We start from the raw sequence: 12,044 nt of genomic DNA on the forward strand, positions 1-12,044 counted from the left end.
TTTTTTCTACCAAATCACTTATAACTCAGTCCAGTACCGAATTTGAATAGAGCATAGTTTGGTTCTAAATAACCAGGTACATCCGATTTGTTTTCTTGTACGGCTTTTTCTGAAATTGGTATCGTAAAAGGCAACTTTCCTGTTGGGTTGAAAGCTCCACTAACAATATCCAAAAGAGCATCTTGAGTTGTTCCGAAAGTTGCTAAAATGGTTTTAGCTTTGCCTTTGTCAATCTCGTCAATTACCCACGGATTTGTAAAGTTGATAGCCAAAATGGTTGGTTTTGCATTCAAAATTTCATTCACATGAGCCACATCAACTTTATTTTTTGAAAGACTCAATTCGATAGGTTGTCCGCCCGAACTAAACAAACCACCAGCACTCGGAATTAGCCATAAAAGCACAACATCAGCTTCTTCTTTGGTTGAAACAAATTCGATGTTTGGGTTTTGGATAGTTGGCTTATTTACATTGATTGCCGAAGTTTGAGCTTGTCCTCTGCCGCCGCTTTCTTTGTACGTTTCAAAATACACTTTTGTGCGGCCGCCATCGGCTTTCTTTGAAATCGGTAAAAGTTGGGCATCATTTCTGAGTAAAACAATTGATTTTCTGAGAGCTAAATCTGCTTTCTTCTGAAACTCAGCATTTCCAACAGTCTTTACTGCATTTTCTACATCCACGTAAGGATTTTCAAATAAACCTAAATCAAATTTTTCTTTCAATAATTTAGCAATCGACTCATTGATTCTCTCTTCCGTTACCATTCCTTTCTTTACCGTTTCGAGCAAAAGAGCAGGGTCTGCTCCGCCCGAGAAAATATCTACGCCCGCATTGAGAGCTTTTTTGTAGCGTTCGGTAATCGTAAGATTTTCAACTCCCCACGGCATCATGTCAATCGGGCCAGTATCAGAATTAATAATACCTTTGAAACCGAGTTTTTTACGTAATAAATCTTGAATAATTGCTTTATTATACGAGAAACCTACGGCTTCCATACTTTTATCCTTTGGAGCAGAATAATATGGCATGATAGAAGATGTACCTGCATCAATGGCCGCTTTGAAAGGCTTTACGTGATAATCAAACATTCCGCCTGGGTAATGTGCATATTTTCCCCAATCGAAGTGCGAATCTTGTCCGCCTTCCTGCGGGCCTCCACCTGGGAAATGCTTGGTTGTCAATGCGATTGAGTTTTTATTCAACTTTATACCTTGAAAACCCAATACAATTTCTCTGGTCATGCTGGCGGCAAGGTCGGCATCTTCGCCAAAAGTACCTTCTACACGTTGCCAACGTGGCTCAGTTGCTAAATCGGCCATGTACATATAACCTTTTCTGAGTCCAACTGAAGCCCATTCTTTGGCGGCAATTTCGGCAAATTCACGAGTCAGCTTCAAATCTCGCATGGCGGCTAAACCTAATTCACCAGGCCATTTTGAGAAAACCGTTGTGCCAACACTTAGCCCCACCGAAGCATCAGTCGTAACGTGGTTTCGTGGGTTAGAAGCAACAATGGCAGGAATACCCAAACGTGAGTTTTCGCACAAAGCCTGTAAATTATTTGACCATTCGGCCATTATTTTGGCACTCGTGTTGGCTCTTAATATAAAGTGCCTTTGGTGAATCTGATTAACCGCTTTTGTCGTACCCGCCGCCGACAATATCGGCACGGCCAATGGCTTACGGGTAAACATATTGGTTGGCTGCACTAAATCTTCTTCGTTGAAACCGCTTGAAATCTCTGTTTTTGGTGCATTTGCCTGAAAAACATTATCGCCAGCCATACGAGTGGTACTGATGAGCATAAAGCCAATTTTTTCCTCAAGCGTCATCTGCGAAATTAAATCTTTGATGCGTGCTTCTTGCGGTAAACGCCAATCTTCGTATTTATCAAGTTTACCGTTTTTATTGAGGTCTTTAAACTCTAAACCATTTACTTTCAGTGTTTTCACCGAACGATACCCTAACGCTGGCTGTACGGGCTTTTGGGCATAACCGACTGTTGCACAAAACAGAGCAACTCCAATAAAATGTGTTTTTTTCATGATAGGTTAGAATAGATGGCGTTGAAAAAACGAATTATTTCAATTCACGGATTTTTATACTTCTAAACGAAACATTATTGCCGTGGTCTTGAAGTAGGATATTTCCTTTATCACCTGCTCCGAAGCCTTTGTAATCTTTGTATTTTGAACGAGCCACCAACGCATTGAAAACATTGCTTTTACGCTCATATTCTACTACTTTGAAGCCATTAAGCCAGTGCTGAACGATATTGTTTGGATAGACAATCACACGGCCTTGATTCCAATCGCCAATTTTCTTGATGAAACGTCTGTCCATTTTCAAATCTTTGTCGATTTTATAGCTTGGAATCAAATCGTATAAACTCGCCAATGTACGATTGCCAACTGCACCCATTTTTGCGTCTGGGTGTTTTTCATCATCAAGCACTTGGAATTCAAGTCCGATACCTGATTTTCCGTTAGAATCAAAAGCTTCGTTTACGAAATATTTTACGCCAGAATTTGCACCTTCGGTAAGTTTGAATTCAAAAACTAATTCAAATGCCCCAAATTGCTCATTCGTAACAATATCATTACCTGTTTCTGAACCATCTGACGGACTAACGTTGATTGTTCCGTCAACTACTGCCCAGTGTTGTTTTGGCATTTCGGTTCCGTGAACGGCTCTCCAACCCGTGAAATCTTTACCATTGAAAAGCATTTTGAAACCTTGTGCTTTTTCTTGTTCCGAAAGATTATTCAAAAGTAAATTTACAACTGGACAATTATCCAACGGACTTGGTTTAAGGTTTTCGGTCTGAATTCTGATGTTTTTCCAACGAATTTTCATGCCCTCTTTCATTGGTCCGTAGATTGAGTGTACTTGCAAAGCAATGAAACCTTGTGCGGTCATATCATCAATTACATGGGCAGTTGGCACGCCATTGATGAACGTACGAAGTGTAGTACCGATGGCCTCAATGCGGTATTTATTCCACTGACCAACAGGTTTGAATGCTTTTTTGCCTTCGGGATTATTATTTGGAATATACAACCAATCACGGCGGCCTTCATCATAAATAGCACCCGACCAAGCACGTGCCGAAGGGTCAACTTCCATTTGATAACCGTGTACACGACCATTCTGATAGTCAACTTTTGAAAGGCTGCGGAACTGTACGCCACCGTTCATTTCGTCATCAAGTTTGAGGTCGAGTTCGAGGATAAAATCGCCGTAGTCTTTTTCTGTGCAGAGAAATGAGTTTGGCGTGTCTTTTACGGTTGTACCAACTATTTCACCGTTTTCTACTGTATATGTAGCTTTGCCTCCACGTTGAGTCCAGCCTTTTAAATCTTTACCATTAAATAGGTTTGTCCACTTTTCCTTTTGGGCAGAAGCATTGAAAAATGCACCAAAAGCTAATAAAACAACAAGTGTTTTCTTCATTTTCATTGTAAATAAATTGATTGAATAATGAATCAAAATTAGTGATTAAAGAAATACCAATCTAATATCTATTTAACCAAAAATATTAAGATTTTGATATTTAATTGACCTAATTTCAGTATTTAGTGGCAAGAATTAAGTATTTGTTTCAACCACAAACCAACCAAAGAAACTAATCGGCCGAAAAAACGATTTTCTATGTATTCGTTTTCACTTCATTCAATTAAGCTATAACTCATGGAAGAAATAAATTTGTTTTCTCCGCTTCACATAAAGGGTATTACCCTAAAAAATAGAATCGTGATGTCGCCGATGTGCCAATATTCTGCTACCGAAGGTTTTGTGGATGATTGGCATTTTGTGCATTTAGGTAGCCGAGCCGTTGGAGGTGCAGGTTTGATAATTACCGAAGCAATGTCGGTTTCGCCCAAAGGAAGAATTTCGGCAGGAGATTTGGGTTTGTGGAAAGACGAACACATCGCACCCATTCGCCGAATTACAGATTTTATTCACAAACAAGGCTCGGTTGCGGGCGTACAATTGGCTCATGCTGGCTATAAAGCCAGTTCGGCTGCACCGTGGTTGGGGGGTAAATATATTTCGACCGAAGAAGGTGGCTGGCAACCAGTTTCACCGAGTGCTACTTTACTTTCCGACCAAAAAACTTACTCAAAAGAACTGACAAAAGCTGATATTGAAGAAATTGTTGAAGATTTCAAGCAGGCGGCCAAACGAGCCATTGAAGCGGGTTTTAAAGTCATAGAAATTCATGCGGCACATGGCTATTTGTTGAATGAGTTTCTTTCGCCAGTAGCCAACAATCGCACCGATGAGTTTGGCGGAAGTTTTGAAAATCGTTCGAGAGCATTGATGTTGGTAATTGATGCCGTGAAAGAAGTAGTTCCCACTGAAACACCACTTTTTGTCAGAATTTCGGCCACTGATTGGCGTGCCGATGGCTGGAAAATCGAAGATTCGGTTCGACTTTCGGCTATTTTAAAAGAAAAAGGAATTGATTTAATTGATTGTTCGACAGGAGGATTTGTTGCTCCGAAAGAAATTCCAATTGCACCAAACTATCAAGTACCTTTTGCCGAAGAAATAAAAGCCAAAGTTGGAATCAAAACAGGTGCAGTTGGACTAATCACTTCGGCTGAGCAAGCCAATGAAATTATTGTTTCGGGCAAAGCTGATTTAGTGTTTTTGGCGAGAGAATTACTGCGTAATCCATATTTCCCGCAAAGTGCAGCTAACGAACTGGGTTTTGATATTGAATTGCCGAGTCAATATTTGAGAGGGAAGAAATAAGGGCGAACTGTTTGTCCGCCCCACAGAAGTTTAGAAGCTTACTTTAATAGACTCCAAGTATTTTTTGCTGGTTTGGCCGCATTCGAGAGCAGTGCGGCCTTTTACTGGCACAGAATCAAGCTCAATGATATTCCAGCCTTTGAATTTAATTTTCTCCAGATTTTCAAAAATTGCAGGGAAATCTACTCTTCCTTGCCCCAATTCTACAAACTGATAGCCCGATTTTGAATCCGTTACTTTCGTATCTTTGATGTGCGTTGCGTATAAAATGTCTTTGTATTTCAGCACTGCATCGGCTGCGTTTCCTCCACCTTGCGTGTAATGGGCCACATCCAACAATGCTAAGATATATTTATGATTCATCTCGTTGAAGATAATATCTACTTCTTCGGGCGTTTCGCCGAGTTGGTGCATGTGGTTGTGATACGCTGGCTGAATGCCTGTTTCTCCCTTTACAACCTTTGCAACTTCGCTCATGTTTTTGGCATATTTCTTCAATTCTTCTGTAGTTGGAAGTCGGTCTTTCGGACGAGAATTATTGGTTATCTGTAAAGATTTTCCGCCCAAAGCTTTTATGAATTTTGCATGATTAAGGTGCGTTTCGATGTCTTTAGAAATATCATCTTGAATACTCACATTTCCACTCGAAAACATGGCGAGTTGTAAACCACTTTTGGCAATGGTAGCTTTCAAATCTTGAGGTTTATCTTTGAAAGGAGCATAAGTATTTGCTCTTAGTTGTATTCCTTTGAAGCCAAGAGCGGCAATATCGCCGATGGCTACTAAATCATTTCCATTCCAAGTAATGGCCGAATACGCAATTTTATGCTTGCTTTTGGCAGCAAGGGCTTCCAACGAAAATAAGGAAGAAGCTGTAAGTATAGATGCTTGTGTAATAAAATCTCTTCTGTTCATAGTTTTAAAAGATGGATAAAGGCGAATGATTTTTTAGAGGGTTGAATTTACAAAAAATGCGGACTAAAAATTCAAAAAATTAAACAGAAACTCTTAGAAAAAAAGAGGACTCCTCGAAGCGGAGGAGTCTCTCTGAGTACTATGATGAAACAAATCTACTAAATATTAATATCCTGGGTTTTGGGCAAAAGCACCAGCAGCCGAACGGTCAATTTGTGTTTGTGGTATTGGACGTAAATAGTGTTTGTCTGCCACAGCTTGAGCTTGTGGATTATATTTTTTTACTCTATCTACTAAAAGCCCCCAACGTTTCAAATCTAACCAACGTGTTTGCTCACCTGCTAATTCTCTGGCACGTTCTTCTACGATAAAGTCAAAAGTCAATTGATCCTGAGTAATTTTCATTGCATCTTTTTTGCCTGGCCAAGCAGCTCTTTCTCTTACCAAGTTTATATCAGCAAGTGCTTCGGCTTTTTTGCCTAACTGGAATAATGCTTCTGCACGCATCAGATGAATATCTGCCAATCTCCAAACGAAGTAATCTCTTGAACCTCTCGGCTCTGTTCTGTCTGAACGCTTGGTGTCGAAAAACTTCTGCAAAGTTGGGAATAAAGCCTCGTCATATCTACTTGGAACCAATACCTGATACTTCCTTTTGGCTCTCTCTGCTTGGCTCATTTCAAAACCAGGGATAAAGATTGTAGTATCACCCGCAGCAAACGTCACACGAGACTTTGAGTTGTCGAATGAAGTGTTAAACGAACCAGGGCTATTACATTTCCATGTATCTCTAAACGACTTTTTGTAACGAGAATCATTATCTCTTTCTCCAAAAACAGTAGTCAAACAGTAATTTGTTGGTCTCAAACGCTTGAACGGACGGCCATAGAATACATCACGCACCATACCTGCTTGCGTATCATACTGCATACCGAAAAACAAGTGAAGGTTATTTCCACCACCACCTTCACCACCTACATTGGTAGCATTAGTAATTTGGTCGGTAGTATATTGTACAGCAAAAACCACTTCCGAATTTTGTTGATTATTTTCGTCGTGTACAGCGGCAAAATCATCTAATAGTTTAAAACCATATTTTGTAATAAGGTTAGTACACAAATCGGCAGCTTTTTGGAAATCATCGGCAGCTTTATTTGGACCATAAGCTTTTGCTAAAAGTACCTTTGCTAATAGTGCCTCAGCCGAAGCTTTCGTAGCTCTACCATAATCACTCGAATGTCCTTTATTCTCTAAATCAGCTATTGCTTCAGTACAGTCTTTGATAATTTGAGCATAAACTTCTGCCGAACTGTTTCTTTTGCTTTCTTTGGTAGGAGCCAAAGTTTCAGTTAGTCTCAAATCAAGCGGGCCAAACTGCTCATGTAGAATATAATAATAGTGAGCTCTCAAAAACTTAACTTCGGCAATTCTCAATTTTTTTGTTGCATCCGAAACCCCTGTTACGGCTCCTGCTCTTGAGATTACAGCATTACAGGTATTTATCCCTCTGTACATTTCATCCCACAATATAGCCAAATAATCTACGGTTGGTTGAATTTGGGTATCGTAGAAATGAAAACCTTTATATCCACCATCGGCACCAGTGGCGTAAATATCTGTACCATATTCGGTAAAAGTTAGACCTAATTGCGTGCCATAAAAGGTTCTGAGGGAAGAATACGCTGCCTTGGTTGCATCCTCAAATCCTTTGGCAGTATTCATGTAATCGTTACCGATGTTTGAAATTACCTCTTCTTTTAGTAAATCTTGGCAAGAAGTACTCATAAGTAGCATTCCACCTATTGCAAATGCCTTTATTTTATTTATGTTCATGATAATTAATACTTTAGAATGTAATATTTAAACCAAATGTAGTTACTGTAGTAGATGGAGTAACTCCACTATTTACCTCAGTCGTACCCGTTGGAGAACCAGTGATAGCAGCTTCAGGGTCAACACCATTATACTTAGTCAAGTAAGAAGACCAAATTTTAGGTTGTTGTATTGATGAATATAAACGCAACGACTCTGCACCGATTTTCTTAGCGATATTCTTGCTAAATGTATATCCAAAGTTGATATTTCTCAACTTAATGAAAGTTCCGTCATAGTAGAAAAGGGTTGAGTTATATACTGGGAACTCTTGGTTGCTTTTCGGACGTGGGAACTCATTAGTTGGATTATTAGGAGTCCAATAATCAACTTTGATTTGCTGATAACGACCAGCCAATTGTAATTGGTTTCTGTGGAATCCAGACAAAATAGTATTGCCGAAACGACCAAATAAGAAGAAGCTCAAGTCAAACCCTTTGAATTCAAATCTATTTGTAAGACCACCCGACCATTTCGGAACGTCATTACCAATAATTACACGGTCAGCAGCAGTAATTCTACCATCACCGTCAGTATCCTGTACTTTGATTTGTCCAACTTCCGAACCATACGACTTAGCTAAATCAGCTTCGTTAGTTTGCCAAATGCCTGCTTTCTTGAAATCAAAGTAAGTATTCAATGGATAACCGATAAACCATCTGTTTCCTAAATCATCCACTTTACCGTTGTATAATTCAACGATTTCTTCTCTGTTTCGAGTAAATTGGAAGTCAGTTGTCCATTTAAAACCATTTTTTGAGTTAACGTTTACTGTAGTTACTCCAAATTCAACACCTTTATTTCTTGTATGACCTACGTTATTACTGAAGAAATTAAATCCAACCGAACCAGGCAAGAAATCGTTTAAGAGAAGGCTTTTGGTATTTGTTTCATAAAACTCCAATGAACCTTGTACACGACCACGGAAAATAGAGAAGTCTAAACCAACGTTAGCATTTCCAGAAGACTCCCATCTTAAATCTGGGTTACTAATCGTACCTGGTCTAAATCCGAATGCTCCTGTTGCACCGAAAGCATAAGTAGTACGACCCAATAATCCTTGTGTTTGATAAGGAGCAACCCCTTGGTTTCCTACTTTACCCCAACCTCCACGAAGTTTTAACAAATCTATGAACGTAACACTTTTCATGAATGGCTCGTTGGTGATATTCCAACCAACGGCTATACCTGGGAAGTTACCATATTTAGTATTTTCACCGAAACGGCTTGAACCGTCACGACGCATAGTTACAGTTAATAAATATTTGTCATTAAATGAGTAATTGATACGACCCATTAATGAAGCAATAGTCCATTCAGTAAGCGAAGATTGAGTTCCCAAAACTGATGTTGCAGAATTTAAACTATAAAACGATTGTGCCTGAGCTGGTATCCCTTGAACCTCAGTTCTGTATCTTTCAAAATTATCCTTTTGAATAGATTGTACACCTGTTACATTTAATGAGTGTTTTCCGAAAGTTTTATTGTAGTTCACGATGTTTTCCATAGTGAAGTTGAAACCAAAACGATTTTCGTTGAATGCTTGGGCATCACCACGACGACGAGCGTTTGTTTCTGAACCGATAAAGCGACCCCAACGTGACAGAGTAAAATCAGGCCCTAAGTTTAAGCGATAGGTTAGCCCATCAATGATTTTAACTTCTGCATAGATTGAATTAAAGATTCTGTATCGCTTAGTATTATCAACATTAACCCCTGGCTCAACTTCTGAAAGTGGATTAGATAATAAGGCATCGTTTGTTGGTTCGAAGATCAAAGAACCATCTGCATTATAAGCCGCTCCAAGTGGGTTAGCATTTAATGTATTTCCGTAAGGGTTTAAGTTCTCACCGTTTCTAATCGAATACATCATATACGATGACAAACCAACTTTCAATCTTTTGTTTACTTGGTGGTCAATGTTTGCACGAAGCGAATTACGTGTAAAATCCAATAGTTTTGTAATACCCTTATCTTGGAAGAAACCAGCAGAAATATAAAAAGATGTTTTATCGTTTCCACCTTGAATACCAATTGTATGATTTTGCATCATACCTGTTCTTAAAATTAAATCTTGATATTGGGTGTTTCGTCCAGCCGCAATACCAGCCGCAACATTAGGGTCACCACCTAAAACTGCTACTTTAGCGTCAGCTGCTGCATCTGCAACACCTGTTGGAACAGGATTTCCAGCAGCGTCTTTATATAAGTTAGTAGCTCTATAAGCCTCTCTTACATATTCAGCAAACTCTTCTCCCGAAAATAACTCCAATTTACTATATGCGTTTGATGCACCAGCGTAAGTATCCAAAGTTACTGTTGTTTTTCCTTTGCTTGCACCTCTTTTGGTTGTTACCAAAATTACACCATTCGCACCTCTTGCACCATAAATGGCAGTAGCAGTTGCATCTTTCAATACTTCCATAGACTGAATGTCATTCGGATTGATGTCTTCATAACCAGCCGATAATGGAATACCATCTACAACATAAAGTGGGTCGTTACCCGCATTGAATGACCTACGACCACGAATCAAGATACGTGGAGCTGCACCTGGTTTTGAACCTGATTGCGAAACGTCCACCCCTGCGGCACGGCCTTGTAGGGCTTGTCCTAAATTGGTAAGTGGCATTTCTGTAATTTGCTTGGCAGTTACTTGTGATATTGCACCAGTCATTTGGCTTTTCTTCTGTGTACCGTAACCAACAACCACAACTTCACTCAATGCTGCCGCATCTTCTTCTAATGTTACATCGTAACTGCTTTGATTGCCCACTTTTACCTCTTGTGCTTTGTAGCCAATATAGCTAAATACCAAGGTCGCATTGTTGGCAGCTTGTACCGAAAACTTTCCTGCTACATCTGAGATTGCTCCTTGCGATGTACCTTTTACTGTTACGCTTACTCCTGGTAGCGGATTGCCACCAGCATCAGAAACCTTGCCTGATACTGCTCTGCCTTGGGCTTCGGCAAATTGCCAGCTAATCAGAATAGCCAAGCTGAGCATCATCTTAAGTAGTAATTGTTTCATACTCAATTAATAAAGGATTAGTTAATAAATATAAGGTGAAAAATAGACGAACTAAAAATAAGTAAATTTTTAATTAGAATAGTTACAAATCTACGTCTATAATAATTTTTCTACCACTAAAATTTAACCCATTTCTAATATTTTTTTGACAAATAAGTACATCAAGAATGTACTTTCTACCGTTTATGTCGTAAATTAGCTGTCATATGTCTATTATTTAGTCCCATAAGTAGGATGTTTTTAATATTTTTTGTAAAATAAAATAGTTAAAAGCAACTATAAGGTCAGACCAAAACATGATTCTTGAAAAAATGAAACCTCAGTTACTCAAAATATCAAATCCTGCCGATTCATCATTCAATCTGTTTGTGCAAGAAACTCCTTATTTCTCTACGCCGTGGCATTATCATCCAGAGTACGAAATTGTGTTAGTTTTAGACAGTACAGGAAAACGATTTGTGGGAAGTAGCATCACAGATTTTAAGGCTGGTGACCTTTGCATGATTGGCTCGTATCTGCCACATTATTACCGCAACGATGAAGATTTTTACAACAAAGATTCTAAGCTAAAGGCTCGCTCGTTAGTTATTCACTTTTTAGAAGATTTTTTAGGCGAAAAATTCCTTCAATTACCCGAAAGTCAGGCAATAAAAGCTTTACTCGAACGCTCGAAAAGGGGCTTGAGTTTTGGCGAAAAAACGGTGGCAAAAGTAACACCTAAGTTTAAGAATCTACCCAATTTAGTGGGCATGGAGCGTCTGTTGGAGATGATTTCGATTCTGACGATTTTGTGCGAAAGTGAAGATAAACAAGACTTAACAACCAACCCAATTTCGCTCCGAAATGAAGTTGACTCGGCTCGTATGAACAAAGTATTTGAGTATGTGATGCTCAAATACCAAGAAGAAATTCAGTTGAAAGACGTTGCCGATTTGGCAAATATGAGTGAATCGGCTTTTAGCAGATATTTTAAAAAACGTACTCGCCGAACTTTTACCCAGTTTTTGGCTGAAATACGCATCGAACATGCTTGCAAACTATTGATGGTCGATAAAATGAGTGTAGCCGAAATTTCGTTTGAAAGCGGTTTCAATAATCTTTCAAACTTCAATCGTCAATTCAAAGCTATCAAGAAAATAACGCCTTTGGCGTATCGAACTAAGTTTCTCGAATAGTTGGCAGTTTTCAGTTTGCAATCATATTTTTTGAAGATTGCCCACTGAAAACTGCCGACTAATTTAATGTTTCGGGCAATCGCACTGGCTTTTGCCTTTGAATATTCCCCACATAAAGCCTTTTTTCTTTCTGTAAGAGCCATTCTTTTTTCTGCGGCCGCCACCGTTTACTTCCTTTGTTTCGCTGATGCTATTTATTTTATAATCAGCTGCTTGCGAAAACTCTGGTGTTAAAGCCAAGATTCCCAAAAGTGATAATATTGCTACTTTTTTCATTTTCTAAGGTTTTA

The 12,044-nt window shown here is 39.1% G+C and carries 8 protein-coding genes; 2 read left to right on the top strand and 6 right to left on the bottom strand.

The window, feature by feature from the left end; genetic code table 11:
- Positions 1–14: 14 nt before the first annotated feature.
- Together ABR854_RS15750 and ABR854_RS15755 are read right to left on the bottom strand one after the other, a co-directional pair.
- Positions 15–2,045: a glycoside hydrolase family 3 protein gene (locus tag ABR854_RS15750; protein ID WP_350266374.1), complete on the bottom strand. Its 2,031-nt coding sequence runs from the start codon at positions 2,043–2,045 to the stop codon at positions 15–17.
- A 34-nt stretch (positions 2,046–2,079) separates the two neighbouring features.
- Positions 2,080–3,453 (bottom strand): 3-keto-disaccharide hydrolase, encoded by a 1,374-nt coding sequence (locus tag ABR854_RS15755; RefSeq protein WP_350266375.1) that lies wholly within the window; start codon positions 3,451–3,453, stop codon positions 2,080–2,082.
- Between the two features lie 237 nt (positions 3,454–3,690).
- Here ABR854_RS15755 and namA point away from each other — a divergent pair, with 237 nt between their 5' ends.
- A complete protein-coding gene (namA, locus tag ABR854_RS15760) occupies positions 3,691–4,761 on the top strand; it encodes an NADPH dehydrogenase NamA (RefSeq protein WP_350266376.1) in 1,071 nt (356 codons plus the stop codon).
- Positions 4,762–4,791: 30 nt separating this feature from the next.
- Here namA and ABR854_RS15765 read toward each other — a convergent pair whose 3' ends face one another.
- The 3 genes from ABR854_RS15765 to ABR854_RS15775 form a co-directional block, all read right to left on the bottom strand.
- Positions 4,792–5,676 carry a sugar phosphate isomerase/epimerase family protein gene (locus ABR854_RS15765; RefSeq protein ID WP_350266377.1) on the bottom strand — a complete coding sequence of 295 codons (885 nt, stop codon included), beginning with the start codon at positions 5,674–5,676 and terminating at the stop codon, positions 4,792–4,794.
- A gap of 165 nt (positions 5,677–5,841) precedes the next feature.
- Positions 5,842–7,509: a RagB/SusD family nutrient uptake outer membrane protein gene (locus tag ABR854_RS15770; RefSeq protein ID WP_350266378.1), complete on the bottom strand. Its 1,668-nt coding sequence runs from the start codon at positions 7,507–7,509 to the stop codon at positions 5,842–5,844.
- A 13-nt stretch (positions 7,510–7,522) separates the two neighbouring features.
- On the bottom strand, positions 7,523–10,558 hold the full coding sequence (locus ABR854_RS15775) for a SusC/RagA family TonB-linked outer membrane protein (protein ID WP_350266744.1): 3,036 nt from the start codon (positions 10,556–10,558) through the stop codon (positions 7,523–7,525).
- Positions 10,559–10,890: 332 nt separating this feature from the next.
- On the opposite strand from ABR854_RS15775, the gene ABR854_RS15780 reads away from it, so the two are divergent.
- Positions 10,891–11,754 (top strand): AraC family transcriptional regulator, encoded by an 864-nt coding sequence (locus ABR854_RS15780; protein WP_350266379.1) that lies wholly within the window; start codon positions 10,891–10,893, stop codon positions 11,752–11,754.
- Between the two features lie 63 nt (positions 11,755–11,817).
- On the opposite strand, the gene ABR854_RS15785 is transcribed toward ABR854_RS15780, so the two are convergent.
- Positions 11,818–12,030: a hypothetical protein gene (locus ABR854_RS15785; RefSeq protein ID WP_350266380.1), complete on the bottom strand. Its 213-nt coding sequence runs from the start codon at positions 12,028–12,030 to the stop codon at positions 11,818–11,820.
- Between the last annotated feature and the right edge of the window lie 14 nt (positions 12,031–12,044).

This window comes from Emticicia sp. W12TSBA100-4, assembly GCF_040253585.1.
In the GTDB taxonomy this organism is placed as follows: domain Bacteria; phylum Bacteroidota; class Bacteroidia; order Cytophagales; family Spirosomataceae; genus Emticicia.

Coding starts and splice junctions, on each gene's coding strand:
- ABR854_RS15750 (WP_350266374.1), bottom strand. CDS start 2,045: ATGAAAAAAACACATTTTATTGGAGTTGCTCTGTTTTGTGCAACAGTC.
- ABR854_RS15755 (WP_350266375.1), bottom strand. CDS start 3,453: ATGAAGAAAACACTTGTTGTTTTATTAGCTTTTGGTGCATTTTTCAAT.
- namA (WP_350266376.1), top strand. CDS start 3,691: ATGGAAGAAATAAATTTGTTTTCTCCGCTTCACATAAAGGGTATTACC.
- ABR854_RS15765 (WP_350266377.1), bottom strand. CDS start 5,676: ATGAACAGAAGAGATTTTATTACACAAGCATCTATACTTACAGCTTCT.
- ABR854_RS15770 (WP_350266378.1), bottom strand. CDS start 7,509: ATGAACATAAATAAAATAAAGGCATTTGCAATAGGTGGAATGCTACTT.
- ABR854_RS15775 (WP_350266744.1), bottom strand. CDS start 10,558: ATGATGCTCAGCTTGGCTATTCTGATTAGCTGGCAATTTGCCGAAGCC.
- ABR854_RS15780 (WP_350266379.1), top strand. CDS start 10,891: ATGAAACCTCAGTTACTCAAAATATCAAATCCTGCCGATTCATCATTC.
- ABR854_RS15785 (WP_350266380.1), bottom strand. CDS start 12,030: ATGAAAAAAGTAGCAATATTATCACTTTTGGGAATCTTGGCTTTAACA.